Source organism: Chryseobacterium sp. Mn2064, assembly GCF_049319685.1.
Classification (GTDB): Bacteria; Bacteroidota; Bacteroidia; order Flavobacteriales; family Weeksellaceae; genus Chryseobacterium.
Genome location: NZ_JBMOUE010000008.1, coordinates 62,944 through 81,417, shown reverse-complemented (window position 1 = coordinate 81,417; position 18,474 = coordinate 62,944). Strand labels below are relative to the sequence as shown.

17 protein-coding genes and 1 tRNA gene are annotated in these 18,474 nt (G+C 36.1%); 16 read left to right on the top strand and 2 right to left on the bottom strand.

The features are described from left to right. Positions 1-141: 141 nt before the first annotated feature. The 11 genes from ACL9RH_RS22295 to ACL9RH_RS22245 all read left to right on the top strand — a co-directional run bounded on the left by ACL9RH_RS22295 (position 142) and on the right by ACL9RH_RS22245 (position 12,768). Positions 142-1,005 carry a MotA/TolQ/ExbB proton channel family protein gene (locus ACL9RH_RS22295; RefSeq protein WP_422695531.1) on the top strand — a complete coding sequence of 288 codons (864 nt, stop codon included), beginning with the start codon at positions 142-144 and terminating at the stop codon, positions 1,003-1,005. A 61-nt stretch (positions 1,006-1,066) separates the two neighbouring features. Beyond that, the gene (locus ACL9RH_RS22290; protein ID WP_422695530.1) at positions 1,067-1,675 is read left to right on the top strand and encodes an ExbD/TolR family protein; all 609 of its coding nucleotides are present in this window, start codon (positions 1,067-1,069) and stop codon (positions 1,673-1,675) included. Positions 1,676-1,686: 11 nt separating this feature from the next. Then, complete coding sequence (locus ACL9RH_RS22285) at positions 1,687-2,256, top strand: ExbD/TolR family protein (protein WP_422695529.1); 570 nt, start codon at positions 1,687-1,689, stop codon at positions 2,254-2,256. A 30-nt stretch (positions 2,257-2,286) separates the two neighbouring features. After that, positions 2,287-3,129, top strand: a complete 843-nt coding sequence (locus ACL9RH_RS22280; RefSeq protein ID WP_422695528.1) for an energy transducer TonB — start codon at positions 2,287-2,289, stop codon at positions 3,127-3,129. A 78-nt stretch (positions 3,130-3,207) separates the two neighbouring features. After that, positions 3,208-3,405, top strand: a complete 198-nt coding sequence (locus tag ACL9RH_RS22275; protein WP_422695527.1) for a DUF308 domain-containing protein — start codon at positions 3,208-3,210, stop codon at positions 3,403-3,405. After that, positions 3,395-4,267, top strand: coding sequence for a PstS family phosphate ABC transporter substrate-binding protein (locus tag ACL9RH_RS22270; RefSeq protein ID WP_422695526.1), 873 nt, complete (start codon positions 3,395-3,397; stop codon positions 4,265-4,267). Before ACL9RH_RS22275 ends, ACL9RH_RS22270 begins: the two co-directional genes overlap by 11 nt. A gap of 91 nt (positions 4,268-4,358) precedes the next feature. Continuing rightward, a complete protein-coding gene (locus tag ACL9RH_RS22265; protein WP_422695525.1) occupies positions 4,359-6,011 on the top strand; it encodes a tetratricopeptide repeat protein in 1,653 nt (550 codons plus the stop codon). An 82-nt stretch (positions 6,012-6,093) separates the two neighbouring features. Continuing rightward, complete coding sequence (bshB1, locus tag ACL9RH_RS22260) at positions 6,094-6,813, top strand: bacillithiol biosynthesis deacetylase BshB1 (protein ID WP_422695524.1); 720 nt, start codon at positions 6,094-6,096, stop codon at positions 6,811-6,813. A gap of 35 nt (positions 6,814-6,848) precedes the next feature. Then, positions 6,849-6,924: transfer RNA gene (locus tag ACL9RH_RS22255), tRNA-His, on the top strand. Positions 6,925-7,266: 342 nt separating this feature from the next. After that, positions 7,267-7,701 carry a hypothetical protein gene (locus ACL9RH_RS22250; RefSeq protein WP_422695523.1) on the top strand — a complete coding sequence of 145 codons (435 nt, stop codon included), beginning with the start codon at positions 7,267-7,269 and terminating at the stop codon, positions 7,699-7,701. A gap of 27 nt (positions 7,702-7,728) precedes the next feature. Beyond that, complete coding sequence (locus tag ACL9RH_RS22245) at positions 7,729-12,768, top strand: DUF4132 domain-containing protein (RefSeq protein WP_422695522.1); 5,040 nt, start codon at positions 7,729-7,731, stop codon at positions 12,766-12,768. Between the two features lie 120 nt (positions 12,769-12,888). Here ACL9RH_RS22245 and ACL9RH_RS22240 read toward each other — a convergent pair whose 3' ends face one another. Next, positions 12,889-13,224: a DUF3276 family protein gene (locus ACL9RH_RS22240; RefSeq protein ID WP_002976288.1), complete on the bottom strand. Its 336-nt coding sequence runs from the start codon at positions 13,222-13,224 to the stop codon at positions 12,889-12,891. Positions 13,225-13,323: 99 nt separating this feature from the next. Beyond that, positions 13,324-14,985 carry an ABC transporter ATP-binding protein gene (locus ACL9RH_RS22235; RefSeq protein ID WP_422695521.1) on the bottom strand — a complete coding sequence of 554 codons (1,662 nt, stop codon included), beginning with the start codon at positions 14,983-14,985 and terminating at the stop codon, positions 13,324-13,326. A gap of 91 nt (positions 14,986-15,076) precedes the next feature. Between ACL9RH_RS22235 and ACL9RH_RS22230 the strand changes: the two genes are divergently transcribed. The 5 genes from ACL9RH_RS22230 (at position 15,077) to ACL9RH_RS22210 (ending at position 18,219) form a co-directional block, all read left to right on the top strand. Next, entirely contained in the window at positions 15,077-15,982 is a 906-nt protein-coding gene (locus ACL9RH_RS22230) for a transcription antitermination protein NusB (protein ID WP_422695520.1), read from the top strand. A gap of 1 nt (position 15,983) precedes the next feature. After that, on the top strand, positions 15,984-16,493 hold the full coding sequence (locus ACL9RH_RS22225) for a DUF1573 domain-containing protein (protein WP_422695519.1): 510 nt from the start codon (positions 15,984-15,986) through the stop codon (positions 16,491-16,493). A gap of 10 nt (positions 16,494-16,503) precedes the next feature. Beyond that, on the top strand, positions 16,504-16,872 hold the full coding sequence (gene yajC, locus ACL9RH_RS22220) for a preprotein translocase subunit YajC (protein WP_422695518.1): 369 nt from the start codon (positions 16,504-16,506) through the stop codon (positions 16,870-16,872). 160 nt (positions 16,873-17,032) lie between these two features. Continuing rightward, a complete protein-coding gene (locus ACL9RH_RS22215; protein WP_422695517.1) occupies positions 17,033-17,767 on the top strand; it encodes an SDR family NAD(P)-dependent oxidoreductase in 735 nt (244 codons plus the stop codon). 2 nt (positions 17,768-17,769) lie between these two features. Next, positions 17,770-18,219, top strand: a complete 450-nt coding sequence (locus ACL9RH_RS22210; RefSeq protein ID WP_422695516.1) for a hypothetical protein — start codon at positions 17,770-17,772, stop codon at positions 18,217-18,219. Positions 18,220-18,474 lie beyond the last annotated feature (255 nt).

Sequence of the window (18,474 nt, the reverse complement as noted above, 5' to 3'; positions counted from 1 at the left end):
AAATAATTATTATTTCGAAATCGTATTAAAATTTCTTTATCAAAAAAAAGCAAAATGTTTAATTAAGACTCTTGCATTTTAATTAATTTTGCCTTTAATTTACACCCTGTAAAATTTTAAAACAATATAATTTAGTTAAATATGGAAATGAATGTTTCAAAAAATGATGAGCAAGTAGTTGCTAGAAAGGCAGGAGGTTTAAATCCAGCTGTTATTATTCCTATTCTATTTGCTATAGGAGTATGTATTTATTTATTCGTTCTTGGTAGCCCAGGAAACTTTAAAGATGCAGATAAACTAGGAAGTGGATCTGTAGCTTTCTCAAGTGTTGAAGGAAAAGACATTCACCCAGAATCGTTCTTAGGTATTATCTACAAAGGAGGAATTATCGTACCAATCTTGATTACTTTCATGATTACAGTAATCGTTTTCTCTTTCGAAAGATATTTCGTTTTAGGTAAAGCTGCTGGAAAAGGAAACTTAGACAACTTCGTTGTACAAGTAAGAAGCTTACTAAACCAAAACAAAATTGACGAAGCTATCGAAGAGTGCGACAGACAACAAGGTTCTGTAGGTAACGTAGTAAAAGAAGGTCTTACTACTTACAAAGCGCTTTCTCACGATAACACATTAAATAAAGAGCAGAAAATGGTAGCGCTTAACAAAGCTATCGAAGAAGCTACAACTCTTGAGATGCCAATGCTTGAGAAAAACATGATGATCCTTTCTACTTTAGGTACAGTTGCAACGTTAGTAGCTCTACTTGGAACAGTAATCGGGATGATCAAGGCATTCTTCGCATTAGGTTCAGGAGGTGGTACTCCAGATGCTGCTGCTCTATCTACTGGTATCTCTGAAGCCTTGATCAACACGGCATTAGGTATTGGTACTTCAGCAATCGCTATTATCCTTTACAACTTCTTTACTTCTAAAATTGACGGACTTACTTACAAGATCGACGAGATCTCTATGAGTATCCAACAATCTTTCGCTGAATTCAACTAAGAATTAGCAAGGTATTTGCATTAGCAATTAAAAGAAGTTTAATTAAAAATATTTTATAATAATGGCGAGAGTCAAACCTAAAAGACATGGAGTAGTGACGGACATGACCGCAATGTGTGACGTTGCGTTCCTACTTCTTACGTTCTTTATCTTGACCACTCAGTTTAAGAAACCTGACGTGGAGCAGATCAAACCGCCATCTTCAATTTCGGAAAAATTGCTTCCTGATGCTAGTTTAATGACTATCAATGCTACTCCGGACGGAAAATTCTATTTCCAGCCAGTAGAAAATGCATCAGAAAGAATTGCTCTTTTGGATAAAATGGGACAGAAGTATGGAATTACTTTTGACAACAACCAAAAAGCTGCTTTCCAGAAAGTTCAGGCAATTGGAGTTCCAATGAACCAACTTAAAGGTTATTTGGACATGCCTGCAGATGAGCAGAAAAATTATAAGAGTCCTACAGGTATTCCTATGGACAGTACAAATAAGCAATTAATTGACTGGGTAAAAGAAAGTTTAAGTGTTAATCCTGACTATAAGTTGGCGATTAAAGGAGACGTTACAACTCAGTACCCTAAAGTTAAAGGCCTATTTGAAGGTTTAAGAGATATTGATTTTCTTAAATTTTGGTTGATTACATCACAAGAAGGTAAACCTAACGAATAATATCGATAGAAATGGCAGAAGTACAAGTACAAGAGAAAGGCGGCAAGGGCGGCAAGGTCCGTTCCAAGAAGCAAAGTACCAGGGTCGATATGACTCCGATGGTGGACTTGGGTTTTCTATTGATTACCTTCTTTATGTTCACAACTACATTCAGTAAACCGAATGTTATGGATTTAGGTCTTCCGGCAAAACCAAAGCCAGATGCACCTAAACCACCACCAACAGAAATTAAACTTTCTAACTCTATTTCTATCTTATTAGGAAAAGACAACAGAGTTTTCTGGCACCAACAAGATGCTACATCTTTAAATGACCAGACTCTTATGGAAACTACTCTTGATAGAGAAGGAATTAGAAAAGTAATTCAGCAGGCAAAATCTAGAGCTGCAGATCAAACGAAATTTACCGTGATCATTAAGCCAACTGACGATGCAGTATATAAGAACTTTGTTGATATTCTTGACGAAATGGCAATTACCAAAAGTGAGCAGTACGGTGTTACTGACATCAAGCCTTGGGAAAAAGCTGTATACGAGAAGAAAGTAGGTGGTGCAGCAGCGCCGGCTCCTGCAACTAAGTAATTTAACCATAAAATTGTTATATCTAACTCTATGGCAGATGAAAATGTATACGGTCAGAATCTTACTTTAGACGAGATCGTATTTGAAAATAGAAACAAGGAATATGGTGCCTATGATCTTAGACATCAGTATCCGAGACTTTTAACAAAGTCTTTTATTATCGGAACAGCATTATTCCTTTTGGCAGCTTTGTCTCCGTTCATCTATCTTACGATTAAAAATCTTACAGCTCCACCTAAGCAAGAAGTGAAGGCAGATCTTGTAGATATCCTGGAAGAAGAACCGATTATCGAGCAGCCTAAAGAAGAAGAACCACCTCCACCACCTCCACCTCCAAAAGAAGAGGAGAAAATTGAGGTAATTCAGAACGTAGTTCCTGAGCCTGTGAAAGCTCCGAAAATTGAAACTCCACCACCACCGATCTCTAAGCAGTTGGAAACTACAACTGGTTTACAGAATCAGGAAGGGGTAAAAGCTCCGGCTTATACTCCACCACCGCCACCACCATCTACAGGTACTAAAGCTAGTACTGCAGAGGTGAAAGCAAACAACCCTAACGAAATCTACAAAGATGTAGACCAGTCTGCGGAATATCCTGGAGGTATGGGTGCATTGAGAAAATTCTTGGGAGATAACTTTGACACTTCTTTAATGGAAGGAGGTGAAGGTACTTTAAAGACTAAACTGAAGTTCGTTGTAGAAAAAGACGGAACTGTATCGAACGTTACTATTGAAGAGAAATCTCCAAATGGCGACTTCAACAGTGAAGCAATGCGTGTAGTTAAGAAACTTAAAAAGTGGACTCCTGCTAAGAGAAATGGAGAAAGCGTTAGATCTTACTATAGCGTACCATTTACTATGAACTTTGAATAATTAGACTTATTTATTCAGAATATAAATAAAAAGAGAGGCATATGCTTCTCTTTTTATTTTTTTTGGTATTTTTGTTACATGATGTTCAATTGGTTATCCCTCATTACGGGATTGTTTTATATCGTTTTGGGAATTGTAGTCATTATCTACAAATTCTTTTTTACTATTTTGGAGCCTGCTATTGCCTATGCATTAGGAGTCTTATTGATAATTTATGGAGTGTTCAGAATCTACAGAGCAGTTTCAAAAATTAAAAAATCAAGAGATGAAGAGTAGTTTTAAAATTGCAGTCGTTTTTGTGCTGGGTATGATGCTTGCGGGCTGCAAAAAAGAGGAAAAATCTCCTTCTTATCATAAAGGTGACCTTACCATTCTTACCGACGAATCCTTTCAAAGTGTGACAGAGGCTTTAGCTGACGGCTATATGATCAATTACCCTGAAACACATATTAAAGTTGAGACTAAAAAAGAAGACTTAGGTCTTCTTGAATTGCTGAAAGGGAATGCCAAGGTAGTGGTTATGTCCAGAAACCTTAATAAAGAAGAAATAAAAACATACGAAGAGAGAACAGATCTGAAGTTTCTCCCTGCTAAATTCGCTGCCGATGCAGTTGTTTTTGTAGTTCCAAAAGATTCTCCAAAAGAAAGTATTTCAATGGAAGAAATCAGTAGTGGACTTCTTTCAGATAATAAAGAATTTATTTTTGACGGAACCAATTCAAGCAACCTGAACTTTGTTGCAGAAAAGCTTAAAAAAGAACCGAAAGATATTAAATTTTCCATTATTCCGGGAAATCAGAAAATCATAGAAGAGTTAGCAAAATATCCTAACAAAATTGGGGTAGTAGGTCTTAACACTTTTAGTCGACCTTATGATAAAACCTCTGAAAAGCTCAGAGAAATGGTTAAAGTGCTTCCTGTAGTGAATAAAGGAAAACTATATTCGGCAGATTTTGAAGGACTCCGTTCTATGGAGTATCCATTTACAAGAGTACTTTATTTTCTTGCCAACGAAGGTAATTTTAATATTGCCAATGGATTTATAAGATTTTCATGTACCCATTTAGGACAAAAGATTGTACAGAAAGAAGGTCTACAACCTTATAACCTGTATAAACGAGAGGTTCAAATGCGTTAAAAATTATTAAACTCACAATTTACCCCTATTAAAAATAACGTTTTGGTCTGAAAATTGTGTAGAATATAACTCAATTATTAGAAAATATAAAATGAAAGATATAATGAATATGAATGTAAAGAAGATTGCTTTTGGAGCAGCCGTGGTATTTTTTACCGGTTTTGCCTCTGCACAAACATTGCAGGATGGTATCAACAGTATAGACAGTGATAAATTTGCTCAGGCAAAAACCAACTTCACTGACATGATCGCTAAAGAGCCTACTGCTGAAAACTACTTCTATTTAGGAAATACTTTCTTAAAACAAGGAGAGCCTGATTATGCAAAGGCTACTGAAAGCTTCAACAAAGGTTTAGCTGCTGACAGCAAAAGTTATCTTAACAAAATTGGTCTTGCTACCGTTAAATTAGGAAAAGGTGACAAGAATGCTGTAGCAGAAATTCAGAAAGTAGTAACTGACTCTAGAGAAAAAGACGCTGAAGTATTATTCAGAGCTGCAGAAGCTTTAACTTTATTCGAAAAGAACAGTTCTCCAGACCTTGCTATCCAGTTCCTGACTAAAGCGATTGAAAAAGCAGAGAAAAAAGGAGTGCCTGCACATTACTACTATACATTAGGAGACGCTTACAGATTGAAAAGAGCTCCAGGTGAAGCAATGTCTGCTTATGATAAAGCATTACCTTTAGCTAAAAATAAAGCTTCTGTTTACACAAGAATGGCAACCCTATGGATGGCTGCTCAAGTATGGCAGAAAGCTAAAGAAAGTGTAGATAAAGCAATTGCAGTAGATCCTACGTATGCACCTGCTTATAAAGCATTGGCAGGTTATGATATCAGATATCAGCAAAATGCAAAAGCTACTCAAGACCTTATCAACTATACAAAGTATGCTGATGAAGATCCATATACTCAATTAGAAATTGCAAAACTATACTTCACCAATGAAGATTATGCTAATTCTAAAACAGTATTAGACAAGATTTTTGATAAAATTGATGATCCAATCAAATTTAAGTTAAGAGCTTATCAGTTATATGCAGATAAGAACTATACTGAAGCAAAACAGAATATGGACACCTTTGTTTCTCAAGCTGAAAAAACAAGAATACAGCCTGCGGATCAAGGTTTACAGGGGCTTATTGCTGCTGGTTTAGCAAAAGACGAAAAGGATGCTGCTAAAAAATCTGCTTTAATGGCAGAATCTCAGCAGAAAATAGCTATTGCTAAAGCTGCAAAAGATGAAACCATGAAATGGGATCTTGAATTAACAAATATCGCTGGTGGCGGTGGGGTTTCTCAGGCAGAAGCTGATAAAGGACCTACTAACCCAACAATTGAAGGATTGAAAAAGCAAGTAGCTGCTAATGCTCAGGATTCTGACGCATTATTTAAGCTGGCTACAGCCTACCAGGAAGTTAAAAACTGGAATGGAGCAATTCTTACATGGCAGAAAATGTCTACTCTTCTTCCTGATTGGGCTCCGGCTTATTATAGCCAGGGATACTCTTATCAGCAGGCAGGGAACAATGATGCTGCTAAAATTGCTTATGAGAAATTCATCAGTACTGTAAAACCTGCAGATCAGGAAGCTAACAAGCAGACTCTTGCGTATGCTTACTTTGCAGTAGCGTATATGAGCAAGGATTCTGATGCTGCAAAAGCAAAAGATTATGTTGCTAAATCTTTACAGTTGGATCCTACTTATCAGGATGCTGTAAAATTGAACGCAGAGATCAACAAGTAATTTAAATTTTAAATTATAGATATTAAAACTTCCCATTCATAATGTTTGGGAAGTTTTTATTTTAAATCTTATCTTTGAATATATGAAAATTGATATACTTGCTTTTGGAGCTCATCCTGATGATGTTGAACTTGGGTGTGGAGGAACTATTGCTAAAATGGTTTCTGAAGGAAAAAAAGTTGTTGTTGTAGATCTTACCAGAGGAGAACTGGGAACAAGAGGTACAGATGAGACAAGAAAAGCAGAAGCGGCAGATGCTGCCAAAATCTTAGGACTTTCAGCCAGAGAGAATCTGGGAATGAAAGATGGCTTTTTGGTCAATTCTGAAGAATACCAAATGCGGATCGTAAAAATGGTTCGCAAATACCGCCCGGAAATCGTCTTAGCTAACGCAATTGATGATAGACATCCAGACCATGCAAAAGGAGCGAAATTAGTGTCGGATGCGTGCTTTTTGTCCGGATTACGAAAAATTGAAACAGTTGATGAAGGAGAAATTCAGGAAGTGTGGAGACCCAAGCATATTTTTCATTATATTCAGTGGAAAGATATCAAACCAGAGTTTGTTATTGACATTTCAGAATTTCTTGATAAAAAAATTGAGTCGTGTATGGCTTATAAAACCCAGTTTTATGACCCAACTTCTAAAGAGCCGGAGACTCCAATCACTACAAAAGACTTTTATGAGAGCTTAACTTACCGTGCACAGGATTTAGGCCGATTATCGGGAGTTGCTTATGCTGAGGGATTTACGTCTGAAAAATTAATTTCTTTGAAAAATTTTGATGGAATTGTTTGGTAGTTGAGGAAATTGTCCTATATTTGCACTCAGAAAACGGTGATTGTAGCTCAGTTGGTTAGAGCGTCGGATTGTGGTTCCGAAGGTCGTGGGTTCGAGACCCATCATTCACCCAAAGAAAGTACACTTTTTGAAAGTGTACTTTTTTATTTTACAGCTGTTTCAATCTTACAATAGCATCTGTTTTTTTATATTTTCTAAAAACTTTTTCCTGATATTTATTCATAATACCAATGTCGGTGTACAAAAATGGTATTTAAAGTATCCATCACTTTTGAGTCGGATACTGGAAATAGTAAAGATATGTTTTGAAATAATATAATTTTATTTACGCAAGTACAAGAAGGAGTTCACCATGTTCTATTCTTTTTTACTTGATATTCGTCATGAAATCCCAAATTGATACAATAGCCGCTGGAAATTTTTGTTATATTTAGCCTGCACTAACGTCGAAATATGGAAATAAAAGTCACAGTAAAGCAATTGGGAAAGAAACACCCTGTTCTTTCTGAACAAAACATCGAGATCATGTACAATGATTCTCAAATCTCACTAGAAAATCTTTTAAAGCTGATCGTTCAGCAACAAGTAGAAGCTTTCAATGCAAAATCATTTGAACTGGAAGATGAAGATGATGCTAAAATTCCTCAGGATAATTATCTGAACATTCTCACGGACACCGGAAAAGTAGGTTTCGGAAGCATTTATAACCTCAAAAAAGCAGATCTGCAAAAAGCTCAGGAAAATGTTATTCAGGCCTTTGAAGATGGTATGTTTGCCGTTTTTTATAATGATGAGCAACTGGAGAATCTCGAAGAGCTCGTTGATCTGTCCCTACAGCATTCATTCACTTTTATCAGGCTGACGTTTCTGGCAGGAAGCTATTGGTAACTAAAAATACAAAATAATATACAAAACATGGAAATCACAAAAAAATTAGAATCGAAAAAACTACCTAAGAATTACAACGAAAAATTACGAAAAGCTCTCATAGAGTACACAGAAAAAGGGACTTCTGTTCAGATATTTCCGGAAAAGCCCATCCTTACAAAAGAAGCAGCAGAGCTGGGTCTACTGCTGATGGGGAAAACGAATTATTATCAGGGATTCACTTTAGGCTCAAAAGATGCCGATAAGCTGAAAGAATATATAAAACCTAATATTTGGGAAGATAAAGACTATTACAATCTATTAGTATTTTATTTTGGTGACAATGCAGATCTGGTAAAACATGCATGGAATAAAATGCCTTATAAAATGTATCAGACGGGCTACGGACGGCGTTCCTTCCGCGCACCTCATCATGAAAGATTTGTGATGATCAATCAGGCGAATCTTATAAGAGAGCTTCTTCGCTTCCCATGCAAAAATTCATACGATAACGAATATTACGACCTTACGCTGGAAGAGCAGATCATTTACGATAATGAAATTTTTAATAACGTAAGCCAGTTTTACGTTTGGTCTGCAGCTATTGACACGGGAAACACGGCCATTTTTCAATTGATTGAGGATATTATTTTCAACAAACATGCTGAAGGAAAGGTATCCTGGAGAATTATCAAGGCTTTACTGAACAGTGATCAGAAACATTGCTGGGAGCTGGTGGAAAAGCTTCTTATTGCTGCTCAACGTCAGGAAGGCTTAAGACAAACTATATTGGAAGCTTTGGATGAAACCAGTATCGGAGCTTTGGAATATATGACCAACGTAATTGTTGAACATAAACTTACCCGTTTTTCATCCGTAGTAAGGGCTATTGATACCTGGACAGGCTTGGGCTGGGAATCCGAAAAAGAATCGGTGGTGAAGAATATTGTATCATTGGCACATCATTATTTCAGTAATCCAGAAGCGATTCCTGATGCCGTTAATGGTAAAAATAATATAGAAGCATACATGGCACTTTGGGTGCAGGGAGTATGGGATGTGGAGAAAACGATTCCTTATTTACATCAGTTATTTGACAAAGGTAATGTGGAAAAGAAATGCCTGGCGATAAAGTTTGCTTCCGAAACCGGAGATCCTTACATTCAAATGCCATTATATTACAAAGCAGTACTGGATGGAGATCTGCAAGTACTGGCCTTTGCAGGTAATCATATGTCTGCGCTGTTAAATGTCAATACAGATTCAAAATTTTTTATCAATAATCCTGACTATCCCGATTTCTTTGAAAAACTAAATGATCTTACTCAAAAAATAGAGGTGAAAGAAAAGAAGTTTGAAGGAAAAATATTCTCATGGCTGAATACCACTTTTAGAAAAAATGATTTATATGCCTCCATGTTTTATCTGGTAGGAGAGGATAGTAATAAATTAGATATTGTTCTTTCTTATTTTGATCAGTTTGACCTTTCTTTACGTGAATTGTTAACGAGAAATATAGTAGGAACGCTTTATTGTTATTCCCTTTCATATGGAGTTGGAAAAGCAAGCAAAAAAGTAACTGATTTTCAGAAAGAATTTGCCTTTAAAATCATAAAAGACAGAGGGGAAGCTTTGATTGCTTCTGGTATCAATGTGTTGCTGCAAAATCCTTTAAGTAAGGAAGAAATTATGACTTTCTTCGACCTGTTTAAAAGAAAAGGAGGTACACTCCGTAAGAAGCTTATAGAGCTTGTTGTAGGACAGGAAGACGAGGTTATCATTCCATTGGTGGATGAATTGTTGGCAAAAGGAGATATAGAGCAGAGAACAGCCTCGCTGGATATCATGCTTCAGCTTCAAAAAGTGAAAAGGGCTTCATCTCAGATTACAAGTTGGGCGCAACAGTATAGCGAAAGAACGAAAATCTCAGATAGGGAGCAGAATTTGCTTGAACAGATCAACCCTTCTTCAGACAAAAAGATTCTTTCTCCGGAAAATGGATTTGGGTTTTATGATCCTACAGCAATATCAAAATTTGAATTGCCAAAAGTTGAGAAGAATTCAATATACGCACAATCAACAAAAGACAATAAATATGGTTTCACTCAACCCATAGAAAAGATAAAAGATGCGCTGAAAAAGCTGAATGATCTCTTTCTACAGCATAAGGATTATGAATATGAAGCTGAAGATTGGAACGGTTCTAAAACTACCGTATTAATGGGGAATGATTTCCGCCAGATCAAAAGAGAAACCGATGGTTTTACCTCTGAACAGCTGGCGTCCAATTATCCTCTCTATGAAATATGGCAGCAGTGGTATCAAGATTCAGGATGGCAGCCGAGAGATTTGTTTTTAGTAACATTTGCTGAGAATTGTGATCGTAAGAAGTTCAGAGAATTTTTGCAGGACTATGTGTTTTATCACAAAGATATTCTTCCTAATCCGATAAAGAATGGCTATTACTGGAGTAATCCTATCAGCTTTATTCTATACTCGTTGCAGCATAAATTTGTTTTTGAAGAAAAAACAGACTTTTTGATAGATGCCTGCAGTACGCTGTTTGCAAATCTGCCGGAAGAGATTATCAATTATAAAGGCAAAGAAGAAAAAAACTATTATTATCAAAACAACAGAGGAAACGGATGGCAGGAACAAGGCTTTTTTGATGTCTTTTTAAAAGCGATTCCATTAAAAGGTCTTACTGACGAGCAACATAGTAAGCAATGGAATTTATACCGATGGATGCAGTACAATGGATTGGAAGAATACATCAGTAATACCGTTCCACCGTTTTATTTATTCTGTAAAGCCTACGAACTCGATATTATTACTAAAGGAGAATTATACGAAGGAATTCTTACAGCGGATTCGCCGATAAGAGAACTTACAACCCTTAAATCTTACCACAATGAAAAACTGATAGAAGAGTTTTCCTTCCTGAAGCCGATGATTGAGAAAATTCAGAATGAGTTTTTGGATATAGAACTCATCCGCGGAGATGCCAATACATCTGTTTCGCATTTTGTACAGCAGTTTCAGTCTATGTATGGTTCTCAAAGGTTGATTCAAACGATGAAAGGTCTAGGGAAAACCGGATTGTATGCCAATTACATATATAGCTATGGAAGTGAAAATATGACCAAACAGAAACTTTTCTCGTGGCTGATATCTAATAGTTATCCCTTAGAATCGGATACCCAGGATGCGTTTAATGAGATGGTGAAGAAAGAAAAAATTGCAGAGCTTCGCCTTGTACAGGTGGCAGTATACGCTCCGCAGTGGCAAAAGCTGATCAGTAATTATCTTGGTTGGAAAGGACTTGATTCTGCCATTTGGTGGATGCATGCCCATACCAAAACAAGCGCTTACGAAGCCCAGAATGCTAAACTGGAAAGTGAAGTGGCTAAATACTCCTCAGTAGATATTCAGGAATTTAAAGATGGAGCTGTAGACAAAGACTGGTTTATAAAAGCCTATAAAGAATTAGGAAAAGCCCGTTGGGAAATGCTGTATGAGTCTGCAAAATATATTTCTGACGGAAACGGACACCGAAGAGCAAGACTCTATTCGGATACTCTTGCAGGAAGCCTGAAAATAAAAGAAGTGACTGCTAAAGTAAAAGATAAGAGAGATCAGGATTACCTCAGAGTATACGGGCTTGTACCTCTAAGCAAAGCAAACCCTGAAAAAGACGTTCTGAGCCGTTACGAATATATTCAGCAGTTTAAAAAGGAAAGTAAAGAATTTGGCTCAATGAAGCAGGCGAGTGAGGCATTGGCCATTCGTGTTGCATTGGAAAATTTGGCCCGTAATGCTGGCTATCCAGATCCTGTAAGGTTAACATGGGCCATGGAAACCAAGCAGATTCAGGGGCTTTTATCTAAAGAAACACAAGTAACTATAGACGGTGTTACCGTAGGTTTAATTATAGAAGACAATGGGAAAGCTGAACTTGTTGTATTCAGAGAGGATAAACAGCTGAAATCTATTCCGCCAAAGATTAAAAAAGATAAAGCGGTTATAGAGCTTGGGAATAACCGAAAGATCATGCGTGATCAATGGAACCGTTCCAGAAAGGGCCTGGAAGAAGCTATGATCCGAGGAGACGAGTTCTTGCTAAAAGAAATGAAGACACTCTTTGAACATCCGGTAATTGTAAAACATTTAGAAAAACTTGTACTGATTTCAAATGATCAGAAGATCGGTTTTTTCCATGATGGAAGTCTTGTGAATGCTCATGGAGAAATTCAAGAATTGAACGAGGGAAATACCCTGCGTATTGCGCATTGTGTAGATCTACATCAGCATTCCGTATGGAGTGATTACCAGCATTATTGCTTTAAAGAAAAACTGGTACAGCCGTTCAAACAGGTTTTCAGAGAATTATACGTGCCTACACCTGATGAGTTGAAAGAAAAATCAGTATCCCGTCGTTATGCAGGACATCAGATTCAGCCGAAGCAGACATTGGCACTTCTTAAAACGAGAGGCTGGAAGGTAGATTATGAAGAAGGTCTTCAGAAAGTATATCATAAAGAAGGTTTTCAGGTAAAGCTTTATGCATTGGCAGATTGGTTTTCACCTGCAGATGTTGAAAGTCCGACTTTAGAAACCATAGAATTTCATTCTTTAAAAGACTACAAGAATATTCCTTTTGAAAAAATTGATCAAAGGTTGTTTTCAGAAGTTATGAGAGATATAGATCTTGTTGTATCCGTAGCTCACGTAGGAGATGTAGATCCTGAAGCGAGCCATTCTTCTATTGAGATGAGAGCTGTACTCATGAAAGAAACAGCCCGCTTATTTAAACTGGATAATATCAAAATAGAAGGTTCTCACGTACAGATAAAAGGCCATATGGCAGAATACAGTGTACATTTGGGCAGTGCAGTTGTTCATCAGGTTCCGGGTAAATATCTGTCGATACTTCCGGTGCATTCACAGCATAGAGGACGATTGTTTTTACCATTCGCAGATGACGATCCGAAATCTGCAGAAGTATTGTCCAAAGTGCTATTACTGGCTAAAGATAATGAAATACAGGATCCAACCATATTGTCGCAGATAAAGCGTGAATATGTATAAATAGAAAAAAGGTACACTTCTCTAGAGTGTACCTTTTTTATTTTGAAATAACAATAAGTGGAGTTTCGGGCATAAAAAAAGCATCTTTTCAAGATGCTTGTGTTTTTAGATATTCTTTTTTTAAACCTCGTCGTCAGAGTCTATTGTGTAAGATCTGCTCTTGAAGTCTTTGTCATGTTTTTCTGAAATTACATCCTCACCCTTTTCATTAATGATGAAATCTGTGGACTCATTAAACATCTCCTGAAAACTCTTAAAATCTTCCTTGTAAAGGTAAATTTTATGCTTCTCGAATGTAGCTTCTCCATTCTCTCCGAAATTCTTCTTACTCTCAGTAATGGTAAGATAATAATCTCCTGCTTTCGTCTCGCGCACATCAAAGAAATAAGTTCTTCTCCCTGCTTTTAACACCTTCGTGAAAATCTCATTTTCATGGCGTTCCTTGTATTCACTCATTGTTAGATATTTTTTAATCTTGTTAAGAACAAATATAAAAGAATTCTTTTAATCACAAAATTTTTTTTATGATTTATTTAACAATTGAGAACGAAATGGCTAAGCAGTTACAGAATTGGCAATTTCTGTAAGGTTGATGATTTGATCGGCTTTTTGAGCGCTAGACTCTCTGTGTGTGATGATTATGGAAGTGGCGTTACTGATTTTCCTGTCAATATTTTCAAGGATATTCTGTTCCGTTTCGGTATCTAATGCAGACAGAGAATCATCAAAAATAATGATATTAGGGTCTTTAATTAAGGCTCTGGCAATGCATATTCTTTGTTTTTGCCCTCCCGAAAGCATAACACCCCGTTCACCTACCAGTGTTTTATATTGATCCTTAAACTCTATAATATTTTTATGAACGTCGGCAATCTCAGCGTATTCTACAACCTTCTCGTGAGAAGGATTATTAATGGCAAATCCAATATTGTTTTCAATAGAATCTGAGAATAAATAACTTTCCTGAGGAATATATCCTATAAAGTTTCTGTAATTGTAAAGGTTGTGCTCTTTCAGGTTTTTACCATCAATTAGAATTTCCCCCTCAGTGGGATCTAACAATCTGCAAAGTAGTAAAGCAATGGTTGATTTTCCACTTCCGGTTTTACCCATGATAGCTAAAGATTCCCCTGCTTTTACCTTAAAGCTTAAATTATCCAATGCCTTAATTCCTGTATTAGGATATACATAAGATACATTTCTGAATTCAATTTCTCCTGTAATAGGGTAGTTGTCAAAATTTGTATTGATGATCTCAGATTTTTTATCCATAAACTCATTGATCCTCTGCATTGAAGCTTCAGCTCTTTGGTTTACAGAAGTTACCCATCCAACCATAGAAAATGGGAAAATCAAAGTATTAATATACATGAAGAAATCGGCAATTTTACCGATACTCAGTTCCCCGGCAATATATTTGGTTCCTCCAACCCAGATAATAGAAACATTCAAAAGTCCGATTACAAATAGAATGATCGTAAAGAAATACGCTTCTGTTTTAGCGAGATCCAATGCTTTATTCTGATAGTCGGTTACCTTTACCCCGTAGTTTTTTTCAATATATTTTTCTCGTGCAAAAAATTTCACTACACGGATTCCTGAAAAACTGTCCTGTACAAAAGTAGATATCGCAGATTGGCTTTTCTGCATCACCTTTGATTTCTTATTAATGATAGAACTTACCTTATAAATAGCGTACGACAAGATAGGAAGAGGAAGCAACGTCCATACAGTCATGGATGCATCCGTTTTTACCATGTAAATAGCCGTAATCAGAACAAGAACAATAAGGTTGGCAACATACATTACCCCAGGCCCAAGATACATTCTTACCGCAACCACGTCTTCACTCAGCCTGTTCATCAGATCTCCAATTGTGGTTTGCTTATAGTCCGTTAAAGATAAATCCTGGTAATGCCTGTAAATTTTATTCTTAAGTTCATACTCAACCCTCCTGGAAGCCACAATGATGGTTTGTCTCATCATAAAGGTGAAGAATCCTGTTAAAAGTGAACAGCCTACAATAATTGCTACATAAATCAGTACCTGTTGATTGAATCCCAGATTTCCGCTTTTCGTAAGCTCATCTACTGATTTTCCTACAAACTGAACTTTATATATATTAAAAAAATTACTGGCAATAATAAATAATAGCCCCCAAAACAACAGGATCTTATGTTTCCAAAAATAGGGGTTTAAGGTTTTTAGCGCTTTCATATAGTTTTACAAAATTACAAAAATGTCATCACACTACGAATTTCATCAATTTTAAATTTCGTATCTTTGCAGCCATAAAAAAGCTCTTTGAATGTTAGGAAGACGACAAATCCGTGAAAAAGTAGTACAGACCGTGTATTCTTACTACCAAAATCCTGTAAAATTTGATGTTTTAGAGAAAAACATGTTTGCCGGGATAGAGAAAATCTATTATCTATACATCTATCAGCTCAACTTTCTGGTGAGTCTGAAAGAATTGGCAGAACATCAGATTGAAATTGGTAAGAACAAATACCTTAAAACTGATGCTGATATTAATCCTAACCAAAAATTCATCAACAACCAAGTATTGCTAAAACTGGAAGAAAATCCTGAAAGATTATTCTTTACAGGGCAACATAAGCAACTGAAATGGGATATGCATGATGATTTGTTGGTGAAGACTTTCCAGAGAATTACGGCTGGAAAACGTTATCAGGATTTCATGAAAGAAGAAGGTTATTCTTTTGAAGAAGATCAGAAATTTATCGGGAAACTATTCTTAAGATATATTGCTGAAAATGAAGATTTTCATGATTATTTAGGAGATAAAGAACTTTCATGGTACGACGATATTCATATTTCAAACTCAATGGTGCAGAAAACTATCGGTTTTCTAAGAGAAGATGAAGAAAGCAGAACGTTGATCAAAATGATCAAAGATGAAGATGATAAAACTTTCGCCAGCAAACTATTGAGAGATACCCTGAATAACTGGGAAAACAACGAAAAGAAACTGGAAGAAAGACTGGAAAACTGGGATCTTGAGAGAGTTTCTTTAATGGATAAAGTTATTTTGTCAACCGCGATTGCAGAGCTTGATAATTTTGCATTCACGCCTTCAAGAGTCATCATTAATGAATACATTGAAATTGCAAAAGTATTTGCTACAGACCGTTCCAATATCTTCATTAATGGTATTTTAGATAAATATTGTAAAGATCAAAATAGAATATAAAATGAAAAAGACGTTATCAGTTATCGCCTTGTCAATTATAGGTTTCGGATTGGTTTCATGTAAAAAAGAAAACAAAGAAATTCAAAACGCTGAAACAACTACAGTTACAGATTCTACAGCTACAGCAGCTCCTGTAATTGCTGATTCTACAGCACATACTGCAGCTGGTGAAGCAGCAGCTCCGGTTTCTAACGAGCCATCTACCTCTGTAGCTTTATCTGAAAGCAACTTCGATTTTGGAAAAGTTAAAAAAGGAGACAAAGTAGAACACGTATACGAAATTACCAACACGGGTAAAAATCCATTGGTTATCTCTGAAGTAAAGCCTGGATGCGGATGTACAGCTCCTGACTTTACAAAAGAACCTATCATGCCTGGTAAAAAAGGTAAGATTACTTTGCACTTTGATTCTTCAAACTTCGACGGAAACGTTCAGAAGTATGCAGATGTTTTTGCAAACGTAGAGAAAGCTCCAATTAAATTAACGTTCACAGCGAACATCCAACCATAATATTAAGAATATGTTGACACTATTTTTACAGGCACAGCCGGGAGGATCTTCATCTATGATGCTTGTTATAATGGGGGTAATGTTTGTAGGGTTTTATTTCCTGATGATCAGACCTCAGATGAAGAAGCAAAAACAGGAAAAAAACTTTCAAGACAACCTTAAAGTAGGAACCAGAGTTGTTCTTACCTCAGGACTTCACGGAAGAATTGCTCAGGTTCAGGATGATGGTTTTGTTATCGAAACATTATCTGGAAAACTAAAGTTTGAAAAAGCTGCAGTTTCAAGAGAAATGACAGAATCCCGTTTTGGAGATAAAGCAAAAACAGCTGATAAACCAGCTGACAAAAAAGAAATAGAAACTATTGAAGAAAAAAAATAATTCAGTTGGAAAATATGTAGCTGCGGCGGGTGAACAAAGTTCACCCGCCGCAGTCGTTTTTAGCCTATGATCTTGATCTATCATTAATTTTAGAAAACCCTCTCTTCATTTGTGAAAACAATTAGCAGGATTGTTGTCCAATAAAAATTATCTTTGCGAGATGAATCAAAACACAAACAAATCTGTTCTCATTTTAGGTGCCAATTCAGATGTGGCGAAACAGTGTATCAGACAATATATCTCAAAAGGGTTTTATGTGATGGCTGCTTCAAGAAATACTCAATCATTAGAAGATTTTGCTATTGAAAATAATCTGGATCGATCAAAAATTACCATTTTGTATTTTGATGCCGCAGATTTTGATTCTCATCAGAAGTTTTATACAGAACTTCCCGTAAAACCTCATATTGCAGTATACGCAGCCGGTTTTTTAGTAGACAATCAAAAAGCGTTGACTGATTTTAAAGGGGCAAAACAGATGATGGAAGTTAATTATATGGGAGGGGTTTCTATTCTAAGCATTATTGCGATGGATAAAAAAAACAAAAACCTTGAACGAATTATCGGACTGTCTTCATTGTCAGGAGTAAGAGGGCGAAAAAGTAATTTCGTGTATGGAAGTACAAAATCTGCTTTTACTCAGTTTTTAGCAGGATTAAGACAGGAATTAGCTTCCAGAAAAATCATTGTTAATGTTTTAGTTATTGGGTATATCCGGACAAAAATCAATGAAGGATTAGAGCTGAATGAATCATTGATCATGGAACCGGATTATGTGGCCGGATTTGTTGTAAACGCAGGAAATTCTTTTACTATTGTTCCTAACTTTAAGTGGAAGATCATCTATCATATTGTAAGACTTTTACCCGAAAGCCTAGTTGCAAAGCTTCCATAATAATGATGAAAGCTCAGATTTCTCTTATCCATGATTATATAGAAGAAATTAGGCTGGATAGTGCTCGAGAGCATTTTGAATATGAGCATTTTCCTTTTATTCAGAATATTTTGAATGGCTTCACAATGAATGAACAGGAAGATTGTATTAAAGAAATATTCAGCTGGTCAGAATTTCATTTGTATACTATTGCTGATTTTCTGAATACTACAGGTTTTCAGTTCAAAGGAGCGTTGGATTCAGGATATGTCTTCTGTACATGTTTTGCTAAAATAAATAATGTCGGATTTTTGACTTATTTGGGACAAGATCTTGAAATTCAGCTTAAATTTTGTAAAAGAGATCTGCCGTTTCAGGAAATAATGGACAATATCTATATCGTCATTGCCAATACAAAAGATGAAGAGTGGATCGAGCATTATTTGCAAATAATAGAGAATATCATTCATTAATTGTTCGCTGCAGGTTGAGGCGTTTTTTGTTATCTAACTCTATATGGAATCATCCTATCATTTTGAGTTCGGTATCTTTTTTGTAATTCTATGAGCAAAGTTATTTCTTCTTCGCAAGATTCAATTTCGAAATGATCATTGAGTAAAGCAGGAAACATCCTTTCTGCTGTCAATCTATTTAAAATATCACGTTATTTCCTTTTACTTTACGGGTGTAAGGCTGGTTTACTTTTGAAAGATTTGGTGTTTTTTCAT